Raw genomic sequence first — 24,859 nt, 5'->3', positions numbered from 1 at the left:
GTCCGATTAGGGTGTGAGACCGCTGTGTCGTCCGTCGTCGAAGAGGAGGCGAGCCGTGCGTCCGCACCGCGCCCCGGCGGCGACCCGTACCGCCGTGTCCGCCCTCGCCGGGCTGATCCTGCTGTCCGGCTGCGGCGCGGCCGGCGGGCTGAGGAGCGCGGGGGACGCGCCGTCCGCCGTCGAGCCCAAGAGCCTGTGGCCGGAGCTGCCGCCCGCCTCCGCCGCCCCGTACGACTACGGCGAGGGCGAGACCGCGCGCATCCCGGGGATCCGGGTGACCGGCGGCGATGTACGGCGGCTGGACCCGGTGACCGTGGCGCAGGCCGGGCTGAAGGCGAAGACGGACCGGGACAGCGGCCTGGACGAGCTGCCGGACGGGACGGTCCGGCGGATCGAGGCGTGCCGGACCGCCCCGGACGACTGCCCGGTCCTCCCGCCGTACTACCGCGATCTGACCGGCGACGGCAGGGACGAACTGGTGCTCGGCATCCGGATGCCCGACCGGCAGCTCGCCGTGCGCGTCTACATGCCGGACGGGGGCCGGCTGACCCGGATCATGTCCACCTACGACGCCGTCATCAGCGTGGAGCTGGCGGGCCGGGACCTGATCATGCGGGCTCCCTCGGTGATCCCGGGGTACGAGTACCGCACCGCGTGGTCCTGGGACGACCGGCAGCGCGCGATGCTGCCCACCCGGGACGAGATCCTGCGGACGCCCGAGCACCGGAAGGCGCCGAAACCCACTCCGAAATCCTCCGAGTCCTCCACGTCCTCCACGTCCTCCACGTCCTCCACGGGGACGCGATGAGGCGGCGTCGGTTCCGCTCGCCCTCCTGGACCGCGAGCCTCACCTGGAAGTCCGCGGTCTTCCTGACCGTCATGTGCTGCACCCTGGCGGCCCTCCTCGGCCTCCTGGTGCACACGGCGGTCACCCGGCAGACGGTCGAGCAGGCCCGGGAGAAGACGCTGGACCGACTGGAGACGGTCACCGACGCGTACGAGGCCGGGGAACCGCTGCCGCCGGGGTCCGGCGTCGACCCGCCGGGCCTGCCCGCCTCGCTGCGCGCCCTGGCCGCGGGCGGCGAGCGGGGCACCCTCGTCGCGGACGGTCCGCACCGGCCCGGCGACCCGGACGGGCGGAGCGGCCCCGCCATGTGGGCGGCGGGCCCGGCGGACGGGCGGGCGCTCGCCACCTGGACGGACTACAGCCACAGCGCCCGCACCATCGGCGGCCTCGACCGGGCGATCATCGGCTCCTCGCTGCTGGCCATCGCCGCCACCCTGCTCGTCGGCCTGTTCGCCGTCGGCCGGGTGACCCGCAGACTCCACCAGAGCGCCCGGGTGGCCCGCCGGATCAGCGCGGGCGATCTCGACGCCCGGGTGCACGACCCCCGGACCGCGCGCCCGGTCCGCGCCCAGGACGAGGTGGCGATCGTGGCGGGCGCGCTCGACACCATGGCCTCGACCCTCCAGCGCAAGCTCCAGACCGAGCAGCGGTTCACCGCCGACGTGGCGCACGAGCTGCGCACCCCGCTGACCGGCCTGTCGGCCGCCGCCGAACTGCTGCCGCCGGGCCGCCCGGCGGAGCTGGTGCGCGACCGGGTGCGGGCGATGCGGGCGCTGACGGAGGACCTGCTGGAGATCTCCCGGCTCGACGCCCGCACCGAGGAGGTCGACCTCGCCGTGCACGACCTCGCACCGCTGGCGGAGCGGGTCGTCCGGGCGTCGGGCACCGACACCGAGGTGCGGGTGACGGACGCGGCCCGGGTGGAGACGGACCGGCGGCGCCTGGAGCGGGTGATCGGCAATCTGGTGGCCAACGCCCATCGGCACGGGCGTCCTCCGGTGGTGCTGAGCGTGGACGGCGCGGTGGTCTCCGTGACCGACCACGGTCCGGGGTTCCCGGCGTATCTGCTGGACGGCGGGCCGCAGCGGTTCCGCACGGACGGCGCGGGCAAGGGGCACGGCCTGGGGCTGACCATCGCCGTCGGCCAGGCCCAGGTCATCGGCGCCCGGCTGGACTTCGACAATCCGCCGGACGGCGGGGCGATCGCCCGGATGACCCTGCCGGAGTACGTACGCCTGGATGACGGGGAATGCGACCGGAATCCCGGTGGTGACGGGGGTCCGGAGGGCCGGGACGACCCGGACGGCTCAACAGGGAGCCGCTCTCACGTACCGTGACGCGTTGCCGACCGTGTGTGGCGAACCTAGCGTGACGATCACGAGCCCAGCTCGTGTCCCCCACGGTCCCTTCCTCATCGCATGGAGGCAGCATGTCCCCCCTGTCCCGCTCCTCGCGGCTCCGCCGGCTCGGTCTCTGCGTGGCCACCGGCACGCTCGCGGCGCTCACCGCCGCCGCTCCCGCCGCGCTGGCGGCCGACCCCCAGCCCGTCGGGCAGCGCGCGGAGGCCGTCGCTCCGGACCCGACGTCCGACGAGCTCTCCGCCTCGGCCCTGCAGCGTGAGCACGAGGCGCAGCAGAAGCAGGCTCGCGAGGAGGCGCAGAAGCAGGGGCAGGCGAAGCCCCAGGCGCCGAAGCGGACCTACAAGGGACGCGTCATCGCCAAGCCGTACCTGCTGCTCCGCGACAAGCCGACCCGCAGCAGCCGCGTCGTCGGCTCGGCCGAGTACGGCGAGATCGTCAACATCTTCTGCAAGACCAAGGGTGACAACGTCGACAACAACAATCGCTGGTACCTGCTGACCAACGGCACCTGGGCCTGGGGTTCGGCGCGCTACATCGAGAACATCGGCGCCGCGCCGAAGTGGTGCTGACCTCGCGTCACCCGCACACCGCCCGCCCGTGGAGCCCGGCCGCGTCGCCGTCGGCTCCGCGGGCGGGCGCGTGTCCGATAGGCACTGACAGAGGCAAAGGTGTGACATAAAGGAAATATCGCACACCTCTTGCTACGTTGCGGGGCATGACCGCAACGACGGCGGACGCTCCCCCGCCCGAGCTACGCCTGCCCAAGCGGCGCGGGGTGGAGCTCGCCCTCCTCGTCGGGGGCGTCCTGATCTCCGTCCTCGGCTACGCGGCGGTCGGCCTCGCCCACGACGGCGTCGTGCCCCCCGACGTCGCCGGGTACGGCGCCGGACTCGGCACGCTCGCGCTGCTCGCCCATGCCGCGGTCCGTTTCCGGGCCCCGTACGCCGATCCGCTGCTGCTGCCGATCGCCGTTCTGCTCAACGGGCTCGGCCTGGTGCTGATCTACCGGCTCGATCTGGAGACCCCGAGGGACCAGGCCGCGCCCACCCAGCTCGTCTGGTCCACGCTCGGCGTCGCGCTGTTCGCCGCCGTGGTGGTGCTACTGCGCGACCACCGGGTGCTCCAGCGGTACGCGTACCTCTCGGTCGCCTCGGCGCTCGCGCTCATGACCGTGCCGATCTTCTTCCCGGCGGTCAACGGGGCGAAGATCTGGATCCGGATCGGCGGACTCTCCTTCCAGCCGGGCGAGTTCGCCAAGATCCTGCTCGCCGTGTTCTTCGCCGCCTACCTGGCCGCCAACCGCAACGCGCTCGCGTACACCGGCCGCACCTTCTGGAAGCTGCAACTGCCCTCCGGCCGGGTGCTCGGGCCGATCGTCGCGATCTGGCTGCTGAGCGTCGGGGTGCTGGTGCTGGAGCGGGACCTCGGCACCTCGCTGCTGTTCTTCGGACTCTTCGTCATCATGCTGTACGTGGCGACCGGCCGGACCGGCTGGATCGCGGTCGGACTGCTCCTGGCCGCCGTCGGGGCCTTCGTCGTCGGCTCCTTCGAACCGCACGTCCACAGCCGGGTGCAGGACTGGCTGGACCCGTTCGCCTCGATCGACGCGGGGCAGGGGCCGGGCCAGCTCGCCCAGTCGCTGTTCGCCTTCGCCGCGGGCGGAATGCTCGGGACCGGGCTCGGCGCGGGCCACTCCATCCTGATCGGCTTCGCCGCCAAGTCCGACTTCATCCTGGCGACCGCGGGCGAGGAGCTGGGCCTGAGCGGGCTGACCGCGGTCTTCCTGCTCTACGCGCTGCTCGTGGCGCGCGGTTACCGGGCCGGGCTCGCCCTGCGGGACCCGTTCGGGCGGCTGCTCGCCATCGGCCTGGCGTCGATCCTGGCGCTCCAGGTGTTCGTGATCGCGGGCGGGGTGATGGGGCTGATCCCGCTGACCGGGATGGCGATGCCGTTCCTCGCGCAGGGCGGCTCCTCCGTCGTCACCAACTGGATCATCGTGGCGCTGCTGATCCGGCTCAGCGACGTCGCGCGCAGACCCCACCCGGAACAGGCCGAGACCGGCGTCATCGCGGCGGCCGCGGAGGAGGACCGGTGATCCGCTACATCCGGCGGGCCGCCGCCTTCTGTCTGCTGCTGCTGGTGGCGCTGCTCGTCAACGCGGCCCGGATCCAGGTCTTCGAGGCCGACGAGCTGGACGGCAATCCGGCCAACCGCCGCAACGCCATCGCCCGTTACGACCAGCCGCGCGGCAACATCCTGGTGGGCGACCGGCCCGTGACCGGCAGCAAGGAGACCGGCGAGCAGCTCAGCTTCGAGCGCACCTATCTGCACGGCCCGCTCTACGCCCCGGTGACCGGATACGCCTCGCAGACGTACGGCACCACACTCATCGAGAACGCCGAGGACCCCGTCCTGTCCGGTACGGACTCGGTGCTGGCGCCGCTGCCCTTCTGGAACGAGTTCACCCGGGGCCGGCAGCCGGGCGGCGATGTCGTCACCACGATCAGGGCGTCGATGCAACAGGCCGCGTACGACGGGCTGAGGGGGCGGCGGGGGGCGGTCGCGGCGCTGGATCCGTCGACCGGCGAGATCCTGGCGCTGGTCTCGACCCCGTCGTACGACCCCGAGCGGCTGTCGGGGACCGGTTCCGCGGTGACCGACGCGTGGGCGCGGCTGAACGCGGCCAAGAGTCTGCCGATGCTCAACCGGGCCATCCGGCAGACCTATCCGCCGGGCTCCACCTTCAAGATCGTGACGGCGGCGGCCGCCCTGGACGCGCGGGCCGCGACGGACGCCGACGCGCCCACGGACACCCCGTCGCCGTACGTCCTGCCCGGCACGAGGACGACCCTGCCGAACGAGGCGAGAGGCTGCGAGCGGGCGTCCCTGGCGGACGCGATCCGGGTCTCCTGCAACACGGTGATGGCCCATCTCGGGGTGGAGGTCGGCCTGGAGGGGATGGTGGAGACGGCGGAGGGATTCGGCTTCAACGACACCGGGCTGCGCATCCCGTCCGGGGTGGCGAGGAGCAACTTCGACACGGACATGAGCGACGACCAGCTCGCGCTCTCCTCGATCGGGCAGTTCAACACGACGGCGACCCCGCTCCAGATGGCGATGGTCGCCTCGGCGGTGGCCAACGGCGGGGATCTGCGCCGCCCCCATCTGGTGGACCGGGTGACCACCGACGACGGGGACACGGTCCGGCAGCGGGGGTCGGACCCGTCACAGCGGCCGATGAGCCCTTCGACGGCCGTGCAGCTCCAGCGGATGATGGTCGACGTGGTGGAGAACGGCACCGGGGCGAACGCGGCGATCGACGGGGTGAGGGTCGGCGGCAAGACCGGTACCGCGCAGCACGGCGTCGACAACTCCGGTCTGCCGTACGCCTGGTTCATCTCCTGGGCCCAGGCTCCCGACTCCGGCCGCCCGGCCGTCGCGGTGGCGGTGGTCGTGGAGGACGCCGCCGCCGACCGGGACGACATCAGCGGTGGCGGCAGCGCGGCCCCGATCGCCCGGGCCGTGATGGAGGCGGCGTTGGAGGAGTGACCCGCGCTCTCCTGGAGACTTGGGGGCATGACACGGAGACCGTCCGCGGTGGAGCGGGCCCTGGAGCGGATCGGCCGGCTGGATCCGGCGCTCAACGCGTTCGTCGAGGTCTGGCCCGACGAGGCGCTCGCCCGGGAACGCGAGGCCCTGGCGCGGCGACTCCCGCTGGGCGGTCTGCCGTTCGCGGTGAAGGGCCCCACCGGCATCCGCTCGTACGCGGCCCGTCGGCTGATCGCGGCAGGCGGGGTCCCGGTCGGCGCGACCTCCGTCGCCGGTCCCGGGACGGTCTGGCAGACCTGGGGCCGGGGCGCCCACGGGCGTACGGTCAACCCGTGGCGGGCCGACCGTACGCCCGGCGGTTCGTCGGCGGGCTCGGCGGTCGCGGTGGCGACGGGCATGGTGGAGCTGGCGACGGGCAGCGACGGGGCCGGGTCGGTCCGTATCCCGGCCGCCTGGTGCGGGGTGTTCGGGCTGAAGACGACGAACGGGCTGCTCCCCTCCCCCGACCGGTCGGGGCTGGCCTCGGCCGGGGTGCTGGCCCGGACGGCTGCGGATGCCGAGCGGTATCTCCGCCATGTGCTGGAGGGATACGAGCCGACCGCCGCCCCGGCTCTCCCGCTTCCCGCCGTGTACAGCGAGGACCTCGGCTTCGCGGACGTGGACCCGGAGGTGGCGGCCGTCGTCCGGGCGGCGGTGGGCCGGCTCGTCGCCGCGGGGACCGTACGCCTGCTGGACGCCGACTGCGCCCTGCTCGACCCGGTGCGGGCCTGGCAGGCGGTACGGGGCGGGGCACCCGGGGACCCGGAGGCGGCGGCGGTCCGGCGGGCGAACGACGACCGGCTCGATGACCTCTTCGCCGCCGCGCCCCTGTTGCTGACCCCGGTCACGCCGAATCGGCCGCACGGGCACGAGGGCCCGGGCGACCTCTATTCCACCGCCCTGACCTGGGCGTTCAACCTGAGCGGCCATCCGGCGGCCAGCCTGCCCGCCGGATTCACCGCGGACGGCTGCCCGGTGGGGCTCCATCTGGTGGCGGCACGCGGGGCGGACATCTCGCTGCTCGGAATGGCCCGCGCGGCGCAGAGCGTCTTGCCTACCGTGCCGCCATGACCTCTATCGGGACCGACCTCGGCCGCGGCACACACGAGCTGGCGCAGGTGAACATCTCACGCCTCCGATTCCCTCTGGATTCACCGCGGTTGAAGGACTTCGTCGAGGGACTGGACCCGGTGAACGCGGTCGCCGACGATGCCGACGGCTTCGTCTGGCGCCTGCGCTCCGAATCCGGGAACGCCACGGACGTCCCGGTCTTCGGGGACGACTGGATGATCGTGAACATGTCGGTGTGGCGGGACGTCGAAGCGCTCACCGGCTTCATGTTCGCCGGGCGGCACCGGGAGCTGATGAGCCGGCGCCGCGAGTGGTTCGAGCAGATCCGGGAGGCGATGACCGCCCTGTGGTGGGTGCCGGCCGGGGAACGCCCGACGGTGGCGGACGCCGAGGAGCGGCTGCTGCATCTGCGGGAACACGGCCCCACCGAGCGGGCGTTCACCCTGCGCGCCCGCTTCCCTGCACCGGCCGGGGTGCACTGACCGGCGCCGGGGCGGGGAGAGCCGCGGCCCGCGCACCCGGACCGCGACGGGTCAGCCGATCGGCCGGCGGATCTCCTCGCGGATCTCGGCGGTCTCGACCGCGGCCGCCTCCAGGTCGATCGCCGCAGGGTCCTCGAGGGCCGTCTCGGGACGGATGATCCCCACGGACGCCCCGGTGTTGTCGTCGCCCCAGGCGCACATCGGGATGTTCGCCCTGACGCCGTTCTGGTTCGACTGGAGCACCTGGCACTTCAGCGTGATGTCGTGACCGGCGGGGGTGAACTCCTTCGGGGGGACGGCGACGGTCGCGCCCTTCCCTTCGGCCCCGCCCTTCATCATCTTGCCGGGCATGGCCTCCGGCTTGGTGAACCGCCCGTACATCCCGGAGATCACCAGGGCTCCGCCCTTGGCCGAGCTGTACTGGCCGACGACCGCCTTCGCGTCCCGGACGGTGGGGTCGTACATGTCCTCGATCTTCTTGCCCTCGCCCGACGACAGGTCCTGGGCCAGGGTGAACTCGCCGTCCATCAACTCCTGTTGCAGGACGAGCTCGTACTCCGCCTCCGGGAACGCCGCGTCGGTGGCCTTCCCGAACAGCTGGGAGACACCGTAGGTGATTCCGCCCGCCGCCAGCACCGCGCCGGCCACGATCCCGACGACCAGTACGGCCCGCTTCTTCCGCGGCGGCTGCGGCCCCTGGGGCGGCCACCCGGCCGCGCCGGGACCGCCCCCGCCGGGTATGCCGGGCTGCTGCCCCCAGCCGGGCTGACCCCAGCCGCCCTGCTGGGGCGGCGCCGGGGGCTGCTGCGGGTAGCCGTAGGGCTGTTGCGGCGCGGAGCCCGGCGCGGTGGGCGGCGCTCCATAGGGGTTCTGGCCGTAGGGGTTCTGCGGGGACGGCGGCCCGTACGGGCCCTGCGGCGGGTGCGGCGGGGTGGTCATGCGCTCACCGTACGACACGTTTGCGAACGGAATTTCGACGTGTCCGACATCGGTACCAGGTCGAGAGCATCGGCCCCGAGCGGCCGGAGCCCTCGCGCCGCCCAGGGCCGTCGCCTCACCCCAACGGCTCGCGCCTGCGCAGCCAGCCCTCCGGCGCACCCGCCGTCCCCGTCGCCGCCCCGACCACGCCCCCGGTGATGGCGCACGTGGTGTCGACGTCGCCGAGGCCCTCCGCGGTCGCCCAGAGCGCCGCCTCCAGGTCGTCCCCGTGGCGGGTCGCGGTCCACAGCGCGAAGGGCACGGTGTCGTCGGCCCGGATGCGCTGTCCGTTGCCGAGGAGGTCCGCGGCCTTCCACGGCTCCGTGGTGAACGGCGTCCGCGCGGCGCGCCGCACTCCGTCGCGTACCGGCCCGTCGGGCGTGCGGTCCGCCACCGCGTCCAGCGTCAGTTCGCCGCGCGCCGAGAGCGCCGCGGCCACCGCGACGGCGACCGCGCCCGCGATGCCGTCCGGGTGGGCATGGGTGACCTCCGCCGACAGCGTGGCCTGCCACGCGACGTGGTCCAGGTCCTCGTGGAACCGGGCTCCGAGCGGTGCGACCCGCATGGCCGCGCCGTTGCCGAGGCTGCCGCCTTCGAAGAGCCCGGGGGCCAGGGTGCGCCAGTCGGCCGGGGCCTGAAGAAGTCGGGGCAGCAGGAGGTGCATGCCGTGGCCGTAGCCGCGGGCCTGGTCGGCGTCGAAAGCCAGGGCGTAGCAGAGCGCCAGGTGGTCCTGGTCGACGTGGCCGTGCTCGTCGAGGGAGCGGTTCAGCGCGAGGGCCAGGGCCGTGTCGTCGGTCCAGTGCCAGCGGGGCTCCGGCGGGGTGCGGCGGGCCCGGATCTCGTTCACGGCCTGCCGGGGCTCGCGGAAGAGCGGGAACCAGCGCTCCCCGAACGCGTCGCCGAGCGCGAGGGCTTCGAGGCTGCGGCGGGCGGCGGCGCGTCCGGCGGCGGTGGCTGCGGGCGGGTTCGTCGTCATGCCCGCATCGTGACCGCCGGGGCCCGGTGGCGTACATCCATTATCGGCCCGCGGGGCAGCGCACCGGCTCGTGCCCGGGACTTCGAGGAGGTCTGCGCCGACCTGGACGGCGGGCCGCCCCCTCGGCCTGCTCGGGCCGAGGGCCGCGCCCGGCACCGGGGGCCACGCCCCGCACCCGGGGAGGGTCCCGCACCGGTCCTGCCGCCGCCGCCGTACCGCGCCCCCTCAGGCGGCGTCGGCCGCGCCTTCCTCGATCGCCTCCGCGACCTCCGCCACCCGGGCCCCCTCCTCGACGGCGAAGCGTTCGCGGTCCAGTTCCTCCGCTATCTCCTCGTCCCTCGACATCAGCAGGTCGAGGTCGAGGTCGCCGAGTTCCAGGACGCCCATGTCGACGTACGCCTTCTGGAGCCGCGGGCCCCACAGGCCGATGTCCTTGACGCACGGGACGATCCGGCTGAACAGCAGCTTGCGGAAGAGCTGGAGGAACTCGGATTGCTCCGAGAGCTCCTTCGCCTCCTGCTTGCCGATGCCGAAGTTCTCCAGGACCTCGACGCCGCTGAGCCGGTCGCGCATCAGGTAGCAGCCCTCGATGACGAACTCCTCGCGCTCACGGAGTTCGGCGTCGCTCAGCTGCCGGTAGTAGTCGCGCAGGGCCATCCGCCCGAAGGCGACGTGCCGGGCCTCGTCCTGCATGACGTACGCCAGGATCTGCTTGGGCAGCGGCTTGGTCGTGGTGTCGCGGATCATCCCGAAGGCGGCCAGCGCCAGACCTTCGATGAGCACCTGCATCCCGAGGTAGGGCATGTCCCAGCGGGAGTCGCGCAGGGTGTCGCCCAGCAGCCCCTGGAGGTTGTCGTTGACCGGGTAGAGCATGCCGATCTTCTCGTGCAGGAAGCGGCCGTATATCTCGGCGTGCCGGGCCTCGTCCATGGCCTGTGTGGCGGAGTAGAACTTGGCGTCCAGGTCGGGGACGGACTCCACGATGCGCGCCGCGCACACCATCGCGCCCTGTTCGCCGTGCAGGAACTGGCTGAACTGCCAGGAGGTGTAGTGCGTGCGGAGCTCGCCCCGGTCCCTTTCCGTCATCTTCGCCCAGTGCGCGGTGCCGTACAGGGTGAGCGCCTCGTCGGGGGTGCCGAGCGGATCGGCGGGGTCGACCTCCAGCGACCAGTCGATGCGCCTGTTGCCGTCCCACTGCTTGTCCTTGCCCTTCTGGTAGAGGGCGAGGAGGCGTTCGCGGCCGTCGTCGTAGTCCCAGCTGAAACGGGCGGCTCCGGTGGCGGGGACCTGCCAGACCGGTTCGGCGGGCGGAGTGGTGTAGAGGTCATGGGTGGACACGGACGGCTCCTTCGCCTCGACTGACTCGACCTGATGGACAAGTTCCGTGACACCGACGGCAGTTGAGTGCGCGCGAGCAGGTGCACCGGCCGCCTCCCTGGCAGGTTCACACGTTGGTAGACGGCGGGTCAACAAGTCGTACGGAGTCGCACCCAAGGGATTGACGGCCTTGCTGACAAGCAGTCTCATAAGAGGTGACCGCCGGTAACTCCCGTTTCCGGCAACCCCCGTGTGAGGTGCTCCCGCCATGACGCCCGTCACCGCTCGCGATGTCACCGCGCTCCGCGACGCACTCGGTCCGCTCCGCGACCGCGAGCAGGTCGCCCTGCGGCTGCTCGAATCCTCGGCCAAGCACTCCTTCGACCCCGACACCGAACTGGACTGGGACGCGGCCGTCGAGGAGGGCAGGTGGTTCTGGCCGCCGGAGCTGCTCTCGCTGTACGGGACCCCGATGTGGGACCGGATGTCCGAGGAGCAGCGCCTGGACCTCTCCCGGCACGAGGGCGCCGCGCTCGCCTCGCTCGGCATCTGGTTCGAGATCATCCTGATGCAGCTGCTGGTCCGGCACGTCTACGACAAGCCGGTGACCAGCAATCACGTCCGCTACGCGCTCACGGAGATAGCCGACGAGTGCCGGCACTCGATGATGTTCGGCCGCATGATCGACTGGGGCGGCGCCCCGGCGTATCCGGTGCCGCGCGTCTACCACAACCTCGCGCGGGTCCTGAAGACCGTCTCCACCACCCCCGGTTCGTTCGCCGCGACCCTGCTCGGCGAGGAGATCCTCGACTGGATGCAGCGCCTGACCTTCCCGGACGACCGCGTGCAGACCCTGGTACGCGGGGTGACCCGGATCCATGTGATCGAGGAGGCCCGGCACGTCCGGTACGCCCGCGAGGAGCTGCGCCGCCAGATGGTGACCGCCCCGCGCTGGGAGCGGGAGCTCACCAAGGTCAGCTGCGGCGAGGCGGCCCGGGTCTTCTCCATCTGCTTCGTGAACCCGCAGGTGTACGAGAACGTCGGCCTGGACCGCCGGGAGGCCGTCGCCCAGGTGAAGGCGAGTGGCCACCGCGCCGAGGTGATGCAGTCCGGCGCGAAACGGCTGACCGACTTCTTCGACGACATCGGCCTGCTGAACGGCGTCGGCCGCCGGCTGTGGCGCAGCTCCGGTCTGCTGGCCTGAAAGCCCTGCGGACGGGAGGTGCGGTCCCCGGTGGCCTTAGGGTCGGTGGCATGACCTCCACCGCCGCAGTCCCGCCGCCCCGGGCGACGTACCGCAGGCTCAGCGTCGAGGAGCGCCGCGCCCAGCTGCTGCTCGCCGCACTCGGCCTCTTCGCCCACCGGGCGCCCGACGAGGTCTCGCTCGACGAGGTGGCGGTGGCGGCCGGGGTGTCCCGGCCGCTGGTCTACCGCTACTTCCCGGGCGGTCGGCAGCAGTTGTACGAGGCCGCGCTCGGCTCGGCGGCGGACGAGCTGACGCTGTGCTTCACCGAGCCGCCGGTCGGCCCGCCCACCGAGCGGGTCGCCCGGGTGCTGGACCGCTATCTGCGCTTCGTCGACGAGCACGACACCGGGTTCAGCGCCCTGCTGCGCGGCGGCAGCGTCGTGGAGACCTCCCGCACGACGACGATCGTGGACGGGGTGCGACGGGCGGCGGCGGACGAGATCCTGCGCCACCTCGGGCGGATGGGCGAGGCCGGGGAGCAGCCCGCCGGGCCGCGACTGCGGATGATGGTGCGCAGTTGGATCGCCGCCGTCGAGGCGGCCTCCCTGATCTGGCTGGACGACGGGAAGCGACCCGCCGCGGCCGAGCTGCGCGGCTGGCTGGTCGACCATCTGATCGCCCTGCTCGCCGCGACCGCCGCCACCGACCCGGAGACCGCGGCCGTGGTGAACGACCTGCTGGCCCTGGAGACCTCCGAAGGACCGGCCGGGCAGCTGGCGGTACGGGTGATTCCGGTCGTCGCGGAGGCGGCGCACCTGCTGCCCGCCGCCGCTGCGTCAGACTGACCGGGTGAAGAGCGAGAACACCCCTTTCCGAGGCGGCCCCCTGGACGGCCGGGTCCTGCCGATCCTGCTCGGCCCGACCGGCCATCCGCCGAAGTGGTACGAGGTCCCGGTGCCCTCCCCCGACGGCGGCCCCGCCACCGTGTACGCCTACCAGCGGGTCCCGGCCGGCTACACCAGACGCCTCGGGCTCCAGCGCGGCTGGGTGTACGAGTACGCCCCCGGGGGCCGCGAGCACCGCGCCCTCAAGTGGCCCTGGTCGAAGACTCCCACGAGCTCCCCGGGCCGCGACTGAGCGGCGGGCGGACGGCCCGTGGGGCACAGGCCCTAAGATCGACGGTCAGGCGCCGGAGGACGGGTCACCCGGTCGCCGTAGGACGGTCACAAGGGGGGTGCGCCATGGAGGCGCTGCGTCAGGACGATCCACGCCGCTTCGGTCGCTTCACCACGCTGGCCCGCTTCCACGAAGGCGCGAGCGCCGTGCAATACGTGGCGCGGGACACCGCGTCCGACGAGGTGGCCCTCATCACCGCCGCGCGCCCCGAGCTGGCCGCCGTACCGGCCTACCGCCGCCGCTTCCAGGCCGAGGCGCGCACCGCCGAACGCCTCGCGGGCGGCTGGGTGGCCCAGCCCCTGGAGACCGGCGAGGAGCCGGAGGCCCCGGCGGACGGGCCGGAACCCCTGTGGACGGCGGCGGCCTACGTCCCCGCGCTGCCGCTGGCCGAGGCGATCGGGATCGCCGGGCCGCTGGAGGAGCGGGCCCTGCGGATACTGGGCGCGGGCATCGCCGAGATCCTCACCCGGGTGCACGCCGCCGGTTCCGTGCTCCAGGGGCTGGCCCCCGGCACGGTGCTGCTGGCCGCCGACGGCCCCCGCCTCACCGCCTTCGGCCCGCTGGGCGCGGCCGCGTCGGCGCAGGCGCGGCCGGGCGGCCAGCTCTCGGTACGGCTCGGCTATCTGACGCCCGAGCAGATCGAGGGCAAGGAGGTCTCCGCCGCCTCCGACGTGTTCGTGCTGGGGCTGCTGCTGGCCTACGCGGCGACCGGGACGACCCCGTTCACGGAGGGCCCGGCCGAGGAGGCCGCCCGCCGGATCGCCGGGGACGAGCCCGAACTCGACGCCGTACCCGAGGCGTTGCGCGAGCTGATCACGAACTGCCTGGCGAAGGACCCGGCCGAGCGGCCCACCGCCGGCACGGTCGCCGCCGAACTGGCCCTGGAGGGCGCGGCGGGCCTCGCGCGGGGCGGCTGGCTCCCCGAACGGCTCGCGGCGGCGGTCGCGGACCAGGAAGCGCGGGTCCTGGCCCTGGAGGCACCGGAGGAGAGCGCGGAGGCGCCGGAGGAGGACGCGGAGGCGCCGGAGGAGAGCGCGGAGGCGCTGGGGAAGGACCGGCAGACTCCGGAGGAGGCCCTGGCTCCTGTCGCGGCGGCCCCGGAGCCCGGGGAAGGACCGGCGATCCAGGAGCCCGAGGACGCCCGGCCGGCAAGCGCGCCGTCGGTGGACGCGCCCGCCGCGCCGGTGGCGACCTCCGCGGCCCCGGAGCCCGCACGGAGCCCCGCGACCCGGGAGCCGGAAGACGCCCGACCTGAGGACGCCCGACCGATCGACGCGCCCGCACCCGCACCCGCACCCGATGAGCCCGTCGCCGCACCGGTCTCCTCGGGCGACGGGGACATCGGGGAGGACCGGGGCACCACCCGGTTCCTCAACACCGGGCCGCGGCCGCCGCACAACGACCGCCCGACGACGCAGCTCTCCCTCCCGCACGAGCTCACCGCGCCCCCGGCGATGTACCCGCTGCCGCCCGCCCTGCCCGCCGCACCCGCCGCGTCCACCGCACCCTTCACGCCCGCCGCCCCGCAGCAGCGGCCGGGCCATCCGCACGGCGGGCCCGCCCCGTACCCCGCGGCGGCGCTCCCTGCCGGACCCGGCGGACCCGGCGGCGCGGGCGGGGGCCCGATGGTGTCGTTGCCACTGCCTCCCGCGCCGGCGCCGGCGCCCGACCCCGCCGCGAGCCGCCGGACCCTGCTGACCGTCGCGGCGGCGGCCGTCGGCGGGCTGGTCGTCGGCGGCGGTTCGGTGGCCGCACTCGGGTCCGGGGACACCGCCGTGGCGACGGACGACAAGCCCGCGCCGAAGCCCCGCCGCACGCTCCCCGGGCAGCCCCCCGAGCCGCGCTGGACCTACGCGCACCCGGCCTCCGAATCGTCCCCGCTCACGACCGCCGTCTGGGGCGACAAGCTCCTCGTGGTGACCAGCGAGAGCCAGGCGAGCGCCGTGGACCTGCGCACCGGCAAGCGGCTGTGGCAGCGCGCGGACGGGGCGAAGGGGCAGGCCGCGCCGGCGGCGGGCGCCGAGCTGGTCTTCTTGGCGAGCCCGACGGAGTTCCTGTGGCTGTCGCCGAAGAACGGCAAGGTCGTGCACCGCGATCGCTACACGGACGCCTTCGCCGACCTGCCGGGCCTCGACGTCGGGCGGCTGGCCGGGAGTTCCGGGCCGGTCATCTGGTTCACCGGTTCGCACACGGTCACGGTGAAGGCCCCGAAGCCGAAGAAGGGCAAGAAGAAGGGCAAGGACAAGGAGGCCGTCCGGGCCTACTTCTTCGCGTACGACATCGTGCAGCGCAAGGAGTTGTGGCGGACTGCCGTGCCCGCGGGCCGCGCCCCGGGCACCCCCGCCTACCGGGTGGTCGTGGAACGCTCCGCCGACGTCCTCGTACGACAGGACGCGGCCAGCCTGACGGCGGCCGAGGTCAAGGCGGCCAAGAAGAAGGGCTCCGTCCGCTCGTTCGACCAGAAGACCGGCAAGCTGCTGTGGACCGAGCAGTACGGCGCGGCCTCCCCCGAGGCCGCCACCGCGGCCGACGAGGACGGATCGCTGTACGCGGCGGTCGGCAACGGCCTCCAGGCCTTCGAGGCGGACACGACGAAGCCGCTGTGGCGCGTCGAGGGCAGCGACGGCTCGGTGTTCGGCACCCCGCTGGTCGCCGGGCCCCTGCTCCACACCACCGAGCGCAGTCGGCTGGTCGGCGCGGTGGAACGGGAGAGCGGCCGGCTCGTGTGGCGGCGCTCCACGGAGGTGCCGGGCATCGGGAACGCCCCGTCGCTCACTCTCAGCGGCAGCGAGAAGACTCTGATCGCCTCCGACGCCGTCCAGGTCACGGCGTTCTCGGCGGCCGACGGCGAACGTCTGTGGAAGTTCCAGGACATCGGGTCGGCCGATCCGAAGGGGGCGACGGTGAGCACGGCGTACCGGACGCTCGCCGCCGGGGAGATCGTCGTCGTCCAGCGGGACAGGGCCTTCTACGGCTTCCCGGTGGCCTGAGGCCCTGCCCGCCCGCCTCTTTTCACCATCACCACCGCCGTCCGGGGGGTCCCCCGGACGGCGCGCCGACCGGTGCTTGCATCACCTGACACCACGTGACCGGATGATCGGATTCGCCCATTTATGGACGAGCCCGTAGCCGGGCTACGTCTCCGTCACGGAGGTGGTGTCGTGTCAGGCAGACTCCTGCGCGCGGTCTGCACGACCGCGCTGGCGGCGGCGCTCACGGTCTCCCCCGCCACCGCCTCGTCGGCCGGGCCGGGCCCCGTACCGTCCGGGGAATCCGTACCGCTCGCCGAGGAGACCGCGGGGGCGGCCCCCACCGACGCGGAGGCCGGCGAGGGCGCGGAGGGCACCGAGGATGAGCCCTCCGACAGAGCCGACCCGGACGCGGCGGAGGAGTCCTCCGGCGCGGACGATCCGGACGAGGTGGAGGACTCCGGCGGGGTGGACGCCGCGGAGGTCGACGCCGGGACCGCCCTCGGTGCGCCCGGGGCGACCAGGAGCGTCGCGGCCCTGCTGCGCGAGCTGCGGGCCCGCTACCAGGCGGCGGAGGAGGCGAGCGAGACCTACAACGCCACCGCCGAGAAGCTGAAGCAGCGGACCGCACAGGTGAAGAAGGTGAACGCGGACCTGGCGAAGGCGCGGTCCGCGCTGGAACTGAGCCGCGGGGACGCGGGGCGGCTGGCCCGGGAGCAGTACCGGGGGCGTACCGAGTTCTCCGCGTACCTCCGGCTGCTGCTGTCCCGCGACCCCCTGCGGGCCCTGGACCAGACCCATGTCGTGGAGCGGCTGGCCGCGAACCGCGCGGCCACGGTCGACCGGCTGACCGGCGACGCCCGGCGGACCGACCGGCTGGCCGCCGCCGCCCGCAAGGCGCTGGACCAGCAGAAGAAGCTGGCCGACCGGCAGAAGAAGCAGCGCGACGCCGTGCGCGGCGAGCTCAAGGAGATCGAGGGGCTGCTCGCGACGCTCTCCGAGGAGCAGCTGGCCCAGCTGGCCGGTCTCGAACAGCGGGGCGTGGCCGAGGCGCAGCGCGACCTGGTGGCTTCCGGAGCGCTCAGCTCCGCCCGGCCGCCCACCCGGCAGGGCGGCGACGCCGTCGCGTACGCGGTCCGGCAGATCGGCAAACCGTACGTGTGGGGGGCCGAGGGGCCCGATTCCTTCGACTGCTCCGGGCTCACCTCCCGGGCCTGGTCGGCGGCGGGGCGGACGATCCCGCGCACCTCGCAGGAACAGTGGAAGCGGCTCCCGAAGGTGCCGGTCTCCGCCCTGCGCCCCGGTGACCTGGTGATCTACTTCCCGAAGGCGACCCACGTGGCGCTGTACATCGGCAACGGCCTGGTGGTGCAGGCCCCCCGCCCCGGATCGAAGGTCAAGGTCTCACCGCTGGCGTCGAACCCGCTGCTGGGCGCCGTCCGGCCCGACCCCGGCGGCACCCCGCTGTCCGCGTACACGCTCCCGGAGCTGCCCGAGGGCGCACGCGACGGCGCGGACACCGGTTACGGCACGGACGCGGCGCCGGACGCCCCGTAGACCGGTACGGACAGAGCTCGGCGGCCGGACCGGCGGTGCGGGTCCGGCCGCCGAAGCGGTGGAGGGGCGGTCAGGCGCCGGTGAGCGAGGACAGGTAGGCGTTCGTCTTCTCGGGCTCGTAGAAGAAGTTCTCGAAGTCCGCCGGGTTGTTGAACCCGTTGGCGAAGCGGTCCGCGGCGGGCTGGAGCCGGCCTGCGGCGCCGATCAGGTTCAGCACGTGCTCCGGCGGGGCGCCGAGCATCGCGTTGGTCCACTTCGTGACGTGCTGCGCGGTCTCCCAGTAACGGTCGAACGTGGACTGCATCCACTCCGCGTCGAACTCCTTCCCGCCGTGCTCGATGATCGAGTCCAGGTACGCGTTCGCGCACTTGGAGGCGGAGTTGGAGCCCTGGCCGGTGATCGGGTCGTTGGCCACCACGACGTCCGCGACGCCGAGGACCAGGCCGCCGCCGGGCAGCCGCCCGATCGGCTTGCGGACCGTGGGGGCGTAGCGGCCGGCGAGGGTGCCGTTGGCGTCGGTCAGCTCGACCTTGGTGGCACGGGCGTACTCCCAGGGCGTGAACCTCTCCATGAGCTCCAGCGTCTTCGCCAGGTGCTCGGAGGGGTCCTTGATGCCCTGGAACGCGTCCAGCGGTCCGCCCGGGACGCCCTCCCAGAAGAGGATGTCGGCGCGGCCGGAGGTGGTGAGCGTCGGCATCACGAACAGCTCGCCGACACCCGGCACCAGGTTGCAGCGGACCGCGTCGAACTCCGGGTGCTCGGGGCGCGGGCCCATGCCGTGGACGTAGGCGACGGCCAGCGCGCGCTGCGGGGCGTCGAACGGCGAACGGGCCGCGTCCCGGCCGAACATGGAGACCAGCTCGCCCTTGCCGGCCGAGACCATCACCAGGTCGTAGGTGCGGGAGAAGTAGTCCAGGTCGGAGACCGCGGCCCCGTGGATGACGAGCTGGCCGCCGCGCTGGGCGAAGGTCTCCATCCAGCCGGCCATCTTCACGCGCTGGTCGACGGACTGGGCGAAGCCGTCCAGCTTGCCGACCCAGTCGACGGCGCGCGAGGAGTCGGGGGCGGCGACGGAGACGCCGAGGCCCTCGATCCTCGGGGCCTGGGACTCCCAGAAGTTCAGCTGGTAGTCCCGCTCGTGCTGGAGCGCGGTGTGGAACATGCACTGCGTCGACATGACCCGGCCGGTGCGGATCTCGTCCGCCGTGCGGTTGGACATCAGGGTGACTTCGTAGCCTCTGGACTGCAGGCCCAGGGCGAGCTGGAGCCCGGACTGGCCGGCTCCGACTATGAGTATCTTCCGCATCGCGGCTCTCCGTTGTCTCTGATTTCGAGGAGGTCCAGGGGGGCCACCCCGACAGGGCCTAGGCGGGGGTGGCGTCGAGAGCGTGGCCCACCAGGGCGAGCAGCGACTCGACGACCGTGATCCTGTTACGAGCGTCCATGATCACTATCGGGACCTGCGGGGGTACGGTCAGGGCCTCCCTGACGTCCTCCGCCTCGTAACCGGGCGTCCCCTCGAAGTGGTTGACGGCCACGATGTACGGCAGCCCGCAGCTCTCGAAGTAGTCGAGCGCGGGGAAGCAGTCCTCCAGCCGCCGGGTGTCGGCGAGGACGACCGCGCCGATCGCCCCGCGCACCAGGTCGTCCCACATGAACCAGAAGCGCTGCTGGCCCGGGGTGCCGAACACGTACAGGACGAGGTCGTCCTCCAGCGTGAGCCGGCCGAAGTCCATGGCCACGGTGGTGGTGGTCTTCTCGGGCGTCGCGGAGAGGTCGTCGGTCTCCTCGCTGGCCTGGGTCATCAGCGCTTCGGTCTGGAGCGGTGTGATCTCGGAGACCGAGCCGACGAACGTCGTCTTGCCGACGCCGAATCCGCCCGCCACCACGATCTTGGTGGCGGTGGGCGCGCGGGTGTGGTCGAGCTGCCAGGCCTGGAGGGACTCCTCGGCCTGTTCCCGGGGCCCCGGCTGGCGCGGGGCGAAGAGCGGCGCCTCAGAGACGGCGGAGTCCATTGAGCACCCTTTCGAGCAGTGCGCGGTCGGGCTGGCCGGTGCCGTGGCCGGTTCCGTACACGCGGATCTTTCCCTGGTCGGCCAAATCGCTGAGCAGCACCCGGACGACTCCGAGCGGCATCTTCAACAGGGCCGAGATCTCCGCGACCGTACGCATCCGGCGGCAGATTTCGACGATGGCCCGGAGCTCCGGCATGACCCGCGAGGCGAGGTTGCCGTTGGTGAGTTCGCGGCGCTCGTCGGGTGCTTCGAGGGCCGCGACGAACGTCTCGACCAGCAGGACGTGCCCGAACCGGGTGCGACCGCCGGTGAGGGAGTACGGGCGGACCCGGGCGGGGCGTTTGTCCGCCCCGCGGAGGGGGAGCCGGGGGGCGGGTTCTGCGGCGGCGGTGGTCACAGGGCGCTCTCCATCGATGTGCGCAGCTCACTGCGGAGTTCGGGGGTGAGTACGTGTCCGGCCCGGCCGACGAAGAGGGCCATGTGGTAGGCGACGATGCTCATGTCGCAGTCCGGGGTGGCGTGGACGCCGAGGAGGGAGCCGTCGCTGATCGACATGACGAAGACGCTGCCCTCGTCCATGGCGACCATCGTCTGTTTGACGCCGCCCCCGTCCATCAGCTTGGCCGCTCCTACCGTCAGCGAACCGATGCCGGAGACGATCGTGGCCAGGTCGGCGCTGGATCCCTTGGGGCCGTCCGACGGTCCGGCCGGCTTCGGGCCGTGATGGCCGGGGTCGGAGGAGAGCAGCATCAGGCCGTCGGACGAGACGACGGTGACGGAGTGGACCCCTGGCACCTCCTCCACGAGATTGCTCAGCAACCAGTGAAGGTTCCGGGCTTCGGTACTCAGCCCGAATGTGCTGGGCGCAGTCAACTGCGTGCCTCCTCGACTGTGTCCCCCGTCTCTTCGTTCCGGCCGTCCGCCCGGCCGCCGGTCTCGGCGGCCCGTGCGGTCCTTGCGTCACGTGCGTCCTGTGCGGCGCCTGTGGCGTGTGCGGTGGTGCTCTCGTGCCCCGTACGCCCGTCGGGTACGCCCCCGGGGCCGGCGACGGTGATGCCGCCGCTCCCGGCGATCTCCGCCTCGACGTCGCGCCGGCCCTCCTTCGCCGCCTGGTGGAAGCTGCCGAGGCGGCGGCGCAGGGCGTCCCGGTCGAGGCTGCCGGTGCGCCCGGCGGCGGGGGTCGCGTCGGGCCGGACCACCTTGGGGGTGCGCTTCGGCAGCCCCTTGTCCGTGATCCGTCCGGCCTCGGGCCGGCGGGGGCCGGGGACCGTTTCGGCGGGGGCCGCGGCCGCTTCGGCGTGGGGCGCGGGGCGGAACGAGGGCCCGTCCGGGCCTTGGTCTTCCGGGCCGGTCTCGGCCGGGCGCTCATGGCGGTCGGGGCCGATCGCGTACGGGTCGGCGGTGGCCGGAACGGCCGGGGTGTCGCCTGCCGCCGGGGCGTCGGGGGCCACGGGGTCGGCCGGGGCCGGGGGAGGCTTCGGGAGCCGGACCTGCAGGGTGATCTCGGAGTCCGACTCGGATTCGGTTCCGGATTCGGTTCCGGATTCGGTCCCGGCCCCGGATTCCGCTTCGGCCCCGGCTTCGGACCCGGTCCCGTGTTCCGCGACCGGCTGCCGCGCGTCCTGCTCCCGCTCCTGTTCCTGCTCCTGCTCCCCCGGCGGTACGGCGGTCGCCTCCGGGGCCTCGTCGAGCGCCGCGTTCTCGGCTGCCGCCTTCTGGCTCGCCGTCTCCTGGATCGCGTTCTCGCGGATGGTCCGCTCGGCGGCGACGATCAGCGGGTCGACGGCGGGCAGGGGCTCGACGGCCGCCTCGGGGGCGTTCTCCGCCCCGGGGTCCGACACGGCCTCGGGCTCGGGCTCGGGCTCCGGTGCCGGTACCTGGGCCTGGGCCGGAGTCGGTGCCGGGGTCGCGGTGGGCTCCGCTTCGGCGGGCTCCCCGGTCACGGGCGCCGCGAGCGGGAGCGGCGACCGGCTGGGCAGAGCGTTGGAGTTCGCCTCCGCCACCGAGCCCGGCAGGTTGAGCGTGGGCGCTTCACCGGGCAGCTGCACGGCGGGCGGCGAGGAGGCGGGCAGGGAGTTGGGAAGCAGAGCGCTCGGCAGGACGACGACGGCCGTCACACCACTCCCCTTCTGCTCGCGCAGCTGGACCCGTACACCGTGCCGGGCGGCCAGCAACGACGTGACCTGGAGGCCGAGTCCGGCCCCGGTCATGTCGATGTGCCGCTCCCCCGGCTCGAACGAGGCCGGGTCGGCCAGCCTGGCATTGAGCTCGCCCATCCGGACCGTCGACATGCCGATGCCCGCGTCCGACACCGAGAGCATCACCTCGCCGCTCTCCAGCAGCCAGCCGGACAGCTCGACGTGGGAGTCGGGCGGCGAGAAGGAGGTCGCGTTCTCCAGGAGTTCGGCGAGGAGGTGGCTGAGGTCGTCGGCGGCGAACCCGGCGATCTGGGCGTGCGGCGGCAGGGACTGGATGGTGACCCGCTCGTACCGCTCGATCTCGCTGACGGCAGCGCGCGCCACGTCGACCAGCGGGATCGGCCCGGCGTGGCCGTGGCCGTGCTCGGCGCCCGCGAGGACGAGCATGTTCTCGCTGTGCCGGCGCATGACCGTGGCCATGTGGTCGAGCTTGAACAGGGTGGCCAGGCGCTCCGGGTCCTGCTCACGCTCCTCCAGGCCCTCGATGACGCCGAGCTGCCGCTCGACCAGCCCGAGGGTGCGCAGGGAGAGGTTGACGAAGGTGTGGTTGACCGTGTTCCGCAGCTGTTCCAGCTGGGTGGCCAGCTCGGCGGCCCGTGTCTGGAGTTCGGCCCGCTGGGCGACGAGGGTCTCGCGGCCCGCGATCAGCTTGGACCGTTCGCCGGTGAGGCTCTCGACGCGTCCGCCGAGGTCCTGGTGGAGGGTGGTGAGCCTGCCGTGCAGGGAGTTCATCGACCGGACGACCTGGGCGAACTCGTCGTTGCGGCCGGTGTAGCGGACCTGTTCGGCGCCCTCGGGGTCCTCGGCGAGGCGCGCGGCGCCGATGCGCAGGACGGCGAGCGGCTGGGTGAGAGTGCGGGCGACGGCCGTGGAGACGCCGACGGCGAGCAGGAAACAGCCGCCGAGCAGGGCGATGCTCAGTTCGAGGGCGGTGACGTCGTCGTCGCGAATCCCCTCCAGGTGCTGGACCTGGCCGGTGGTCAGGGCCGACTCGACGCTGCGCATCCGGTCGACGCGGGCGGAGAGCGCGGCCTCCAGCTTCTTGGGGCTGATCCCGCGCTCCGCCTCCGAGAGTTCGGGGCGGTCGGTGAGGCGGGTGAGGTACTTCTCCGCGTTGTTGACCTGGGATCCGGTGACGGTGGCGGAGAGCTTGTCGCGGGCCTCCGGGTCCGCCGCCTGGTCGAAGTCGGCCAGCGCGGCCAGCTCCCGGACGCGGGCCTGCTGGGCGGCGGCGCTCAGCTCGTCGCGTTCGCGGCCGGCCCGGGTGTCGCCCTCGTCCCGGGTCGCCACGGGGAGCCCGGTGAAGGGGTCCGTCCGGGTGGTCGGCTCGGGGCTCGGCACGGCGAGCGCGGCGAGGAGGAGCCCGCGGGTGGCGGCGGCCTGTTCGGACGCGCCGCCGAGGGTGAGCGGGGCCCGGGTGGCGTCGGCGGCGCGCGGCGGGGTCTTCTCCGCCAGTTCGGCGGCGATGCCGTGCAGTTTGGCGATGACGTCGGAGTACGCCTGGTGCGCCTCCAGGGCGGAGCCCTTGCCGGTCAGCGCTTCACGGCGCAGTGAGGGAACCGTCGAGAGGTCGCGACGCAGGGCCGCGGAGGCCGCCTCGTGGATCTCGTCGATCTGCTGGTCGACGCGGGTGGTGCGGGCGGTGCGGTTCTTCGCGCCGTCGTCATCCTTCTCGTCACGGCCGTCGGCGATGTACGCGGTGACGGCGTCGCGCTCGTCGGCGAGGGAGTGCCCGAGGGTGACCGCCTGCTGGTTCAGCTCGGCGAGGGTGACCAGCCGCTGGGACTCGGTCAGATCGGTGGAGGCGCCGAGCACTGCGGGGGCGCCCGCCGCTATGACGATGACGCCGACGACCGCGACACCGGCGACCAGTCGGCTGCGCACCCGCACGGTCCGCCTGTCCGCGCCGGGCGCCGGAGGCGTCGCCCCGGAACCGTCGCGCGTCGTGCCCTTGCTCCGCGGCCGCTTCTTCTGCACCGGTGCTCGCAATCTTGACTCGTCCACCCTTGAAGCAGAGGTGACGCACGGTCACATGGAAGGGCGCCCCGCTCCTGGTACGGCTTCTGACCATTCCAGCGCTTTTGAGAGGGGGGCGCGCATCAACCGCTCCGCCACTCGAAGGAGTGAACATCACTCTTGAGTTGGCGAACAAGTCTCCCCTGACGCGCCTCTGACCATGCGTGGACCATGGGGTGGAACTTCCGCGCAGCCTTTGGCAGGATGCCCGCCCGCATCGGTCCGGAGCAGCCCCTTCCGGCCCGTGTGCCCGCGTTGACCTGCTAGTACAGGCCATTTCCGGTCGCGTGGGGAGATGGTGAAGGGCTCGTGCAGACTGGCGGCATGCGCATCGAACTCGCCACCGCGCCCGGAAGCCCCGAACGCCCCAACGAGGACTGGGCCTCCGGGGCCCTTCCCGCGTCCGGCCAGGGCGGTGTGCTGGTCCTGCTGGACGGCGTCACCCCACCACGGGGGGACGACGGTTGTGTGCACTCGGTCCCGTGGTTCACCTCCCGGCTGGGCGGCGCACTGGTGGAACTGTCCGGTTCCCGCGCCGACCTGACGCTGACCGAGGTTCTGGCCGAGGCCATCTCCCGTACAGCCGACACGCATCGAGTCACCTGTGACCTTTCTCACGTGCGTACGCCTCAGGCGACCGTGGTGCTGGCCCGTTGGGGCGAACGCGCGATCGAACACCTGGTGCTCTCCGACTCGGCCCTGCTGCTGGAGTCCCCCGACGGCACGGTCCGGGCGGTCCTCGACGACCGGCTGGACCGGCTGCCGCCGGGCTCGCTCGCCTCGAACGAGATCGCCGACGCCACGGTGCGCAACAAGGAGGGCGGCTTCTTCACCGCCGCCGCCGATCCGTCGGTGGCGGCGCGCGCGGTGACGGGCAGCACGCCCGCGGCCGGCGTCCGAGCCCTCGCCGCGCTCACGGACGGCGCGGCCCGCTGGACGGAGGTGTTCGGCGAGGGCGACTGGGCGGATGCGCTGGAGCTGCTGCGGAAGGCGGGGCCGCAGGGCCTGATCGACCGGGTGCGGGAGCTGGAGGACGCCGACGCGGAGGCCGGGCGCGTACGGCTGGGGCGCGGCAAGACGCATGACGACGCCACCGCACTCCTGGTGGAGCTGGGCTGAGCA

General features: G+C 73.2%; 21 protein-coding genes. 13 read left to right on the top strand and 8 right to left on the bottom strand.

What is annotated here, in order from left to right; genetic code table 11:
- Positions 1 to 55: 55 nt before the first annotated feature.
- The 7 genes from ACIRJT_RS20635 to ACIRJT_RS20605 all read left to right on the top strand — a co-directional run bounded on the left by ACIRJT_RS20635 (position 56) and on the right by ACIRJT_RS20605 (position 7,349).
- The gene (locus ACIRJT_RS20635) at positions 56 to 808 is read left to right on the top strand and encodes a hypothetical protein (RefSeq protein ID WP_403911161.1); all 753 of its coding nucleotides are present in this window, start codon (positions 56 to 58) and stop codon (positions 806 to 808) included.
- A complete protein-coding gene (locus ACIRJT_RS20630) occupies positions 805 to 2,184 on the top strand; it encodes an ATP-binding protein (protein WP_403911159.1) in 1,380 nt (459 codons plus the stop codon). Before ACIRJT_RS20635 ends, ACIRJT_RS20630 begins: the two co-directional genes overlap by 4 nt.
- A 92-nt stretch (positions 2,185 to 2,276) precedes the next feature.
- Entirely contained in the window at positions 2,277 to 2,777 is a 501-nt protein-coding gene (locus ACIRJT_RS20625) for an SH3 domain-containing protein (RefSeq protein WP_403911157.1), read from the top strand.
- Between the two features lie 146 nt (positions 2,778 to 2,923).
- Positions 2,924 to 4,303 (top strand): FtsW/RodA/SpoVE family cell cycle protein, encoded by a 1,380-nt coding sequence (locus tag ACIRJT_RS20620; RefSeq protein WP_403911155.1) that lies wholly within the window; start codon positions 2,924 to 2,926, stop codon positions 4,301 to 4,303.
- On the top strand, positions 4,300 to 5,757 hold the full coding sequence (locus tag ACIRJT_RS20615) for a penicillin-binding transpeptidase domain-containing protein (RefSeq protein ID WP_403911154.1): 1,458 nt from the start codon (positions 4,300 to 4,302) through the stop codon (positions 5,755 to 5,757). The genes ACIRJT_RS20620 and ACIRJT_RS20615 overlap by 4 nt, the downstream gene beginning before the upstream one ends.
- A 27-nt stretch (positions 5,758 to 5,784) precedes the next feature.
- Positions 5,785 to 6,867: an amidase gene (locus ACIRJT_RS20610; RefSeq protein ID WP_403911152.1), complete on the top strand. Its 1,083-nt coding sequence runs from the start codon at positions 5,785 to 5,787 to the stop codon at positions 6,865 to 6,867.
- Positions 6,864 to 7,349 carry a DUF3291 domain-containing protein gene (locus ACIRJT_RS20605; protein WP_403911150.1) on the top strand — a complete coding sequence of 162 codons (486 nt, stop codon included), beginning with the start codon at positions 6,864 to 6,866 and terminating at the stop codon, positions 7,347 to 7,349. Before ACIRJT_RS20610 ends, ACIRJT_RS20605 begins: the two co-directional genes overlap by 4 nt.
- Before the next feature lie 51 nt (positions 7,350 to 7,400).
- Here the strand turns inward: ACIRJT_RS20605 and ACIRJT_RS20600 are convergent, their stop codons facing one another.
- From ACIRJT_RS20600 to ACIRJT_RS20590, 3 genes are all read right to left on the bottom strand, one after another.
- The gene (locus tag ACIRJT_RS20600) at positions 7,401 to 8,288 is read right to left on the bottom strand and encodes a hypothetical protein (RefSeq protein WP_403911148.1); all 888 of its coding nucleotides are present in this window, start codon (positions 8,286 to 8,288) and stop codon (positions 7,401 to 7,403) included.
- Between the two features lie 115 nt (positions 8,289 to 8,403).
- Positions 8,404 to 9,303, bottom strand: a complete 900-nt coding sequence (locus ACIRJT_RS20595; protein WP_403911146.1) for an ADP-ribosylglycohydrolase family protein — start codon at positions 9,301 to 9,303, stop codon at positions 8,404 to 8,406.
- 225 nt (positions 9,304 to 9,528) lie between these two features.
- Entirely contained in the window at positions 9,529 to 10,641 is a 1,113-nt protein-coding gene (locus ACIRJT_RS20590) for a ferritin-like domain-containing protein (protein WP_403911144.1), read from the bottom strand.
- A 247-nt stretch (positions 10,642 to 10,888) separates the two neighbouring features.
- Between ACIRJT_RS20590 and ACIRJT_RS20585 the strand changes: the two genes are divergently transcribed.
- From ACIRJT_RS20585 to ACIRJT_RS20565, 5 genes are all read left to right on the top strand, one after another.
- The gene (locus ACIRJT_RS20585) at positions 10,889 to 11,824 is read left to right on the top strand and encodes a diiron oxygenase (protein ID WP_403911142.1); all 936 of its coding nucleotides are present in this window, start codon (positions 10,889 to 10,891) and stop codon (positions 11,822 to 11,824) included.
- Positions 11,825 to 11,874: 50 nt separating this feature from the next.
- Positions 11,875 to 12,651: a TetR/AcrR family transcriptional regulator gene (locus ACIRJT_RS20580; RefSeq protein WP_403911140.1), complete on the top strand. Its 777-nt coding sequence runs from the start codon at positions 11,875 to 11,877 to the stop codon at positions 12,649 to 12,651.
- 4 nt (positions 12,652 to 12,655) lie between these two features.
- On the top strand, positions 12,656 to 12,943 hold the full coding sequence (locus ACIRJT_RS20575) for a hypothetical protein (protein WP_403911138.1): 288 nt from the start codon (positions 12,656 to 12,658) through the stop codon (positions 12,941 to 12,943).
- Positions 12,944 to 13,047: 104 nt separating this feature from the next.
- Entirely contained in the window at positions 13,048 to 15,972 is a 2,925-nt protein-coding gene (locus ACIRJT_RS20570) for a PQQ-binding-like beta-propeller repeat protein (protein WP_403911136.1), read from the top strand.
- A 171-nt stretch (positions 15,973 to 16,143) separates the two neighbouring features.
- Complete coding sequence (locus tag ACIRJT_RS20565) at positions 16,144 to 17,508, top strand: C40 family peptidase (RefSeq protein WP_403911135.1); 1,365 nt, start codon at positions 16,144 to 16,146, stop codon at positions 17,506 to 17,508.
- A gap of 70 nt (positions 17,509 to 17,578) precedes the next feature.
- On the opposite strand, the gene ACIRJT_RS20560 is transcribed toward ACIRJT_RS20565, so the two are convergent.
- The 5 genes from ACIRJT_RS20560 to ACIRJT_RS20540 are packed head-to-tail and all read right to left on the bottom strand — an operon-like array spanning position 17,579 to position 23,698.
- Positions 17,579 to 18,814 carry a styrene monooxygenase/indole monooxygenase family protein gene (locus ACIRJT_RS20560; protein WP_403911134.1) on the bottom strand — a complete coding sequence of 412 codons (1,236 nt, stop codon included), beginning with the start codon at positions 18,812 to 18,814 and terminating at the stop codon, positions 17,579 to 17,581.
- Between the two features lie 58 nt (positions 18,815 to 18,872).
- Complete coding sequence (locus ACIRJT_RS20555; protein ID WP_050360430.1) at positions 18,873 to 19,523, bottom strand: ATP/GTP-binding protein; 651 nt, start codon at positions 19,521 to 19,523, stop codon at positions 18,873 to 18,875.
- Positions 19,504 to 19,920 carry a DUF742 domain-containing protein gene (locus ACIRJT_RS20550; protein WP_403911132.1) on the bottom strand — a complete coding sequence of 139 codons (417 nt, stop codon included), beginning with the start codon at positions 19,918 to 19,920 and terminating at the stop codon, positions 19,504 to 19,506. The genes ACIRJT_RS20555 and ACIRJT_RS20550 overlap by 20 nt, the downstream gene beginning before the upstream one ends.
- Positions 19,917 to 20,396, bottom strand: a complete 480-nt coding sequence (locus ACIRJT_RS20545; protein WP_403911131.1) for a roadblock/LC7 domain-containing protein — start codon at positions 20,394 to 20,396, stop codon at positions 19,917 to 19,919. The genes ACIRJT_RS20550 and ACIRJT_RS20545 overlap by 4 nt, the downstream gene beginning before the upstream one ends.
- The gene (locus ACIRJT_RS20540) at positions 20,393 to 23,698 is read right to left on the bottom strand and encodes a nitrate- and nitrite sensing domain-containing protein (protein ID WP_403911555.1); all 3,306 of its coding nucleotides are present in this window, start codon (positions 23,696 to 23,698) and stop codon (positions 20,393 to 20,395) included. Before ACIRJT_RS20540 ends, ACIRJT_RS20545 begins: the two co-directional genes overlap by 4 nt.
- 363 nt (positions 23,699 to 24,061) lie before the next feature.
- Here ACIRJT_RS20540 and ACIRJT_RS20535 point away from each other — a divergent pair, with 363 nt between their 5' ends.
- A complete protein-coding gene (locus tag ACIRJT_RS20535) occupies positions 24,062 to 24,856 on the top strand; it encodes a hypothetical protein (RefSeq protein WP_403911129.1) in 795 nt (264 codons plus the stop codon).
- Positions 24,857 to 24,859: the final 3 nt, after the last annotated feature.

Origin of the sequence: Streptomyces sp. NPDC102283 (assembly GCF_044766265.1) — a bacterium.
Classification (GTDB): domain Bacteria; phylum Actinomycetota; class Actinomycetes; order Streptomycetales; family Streptomycetaceae; genus Streptomyces.
The sequence above is the reverse complement of the archived record's forward strand: the minus strand, read 5'-3'. Positions and strand labels throughout refer to the sequence as shown.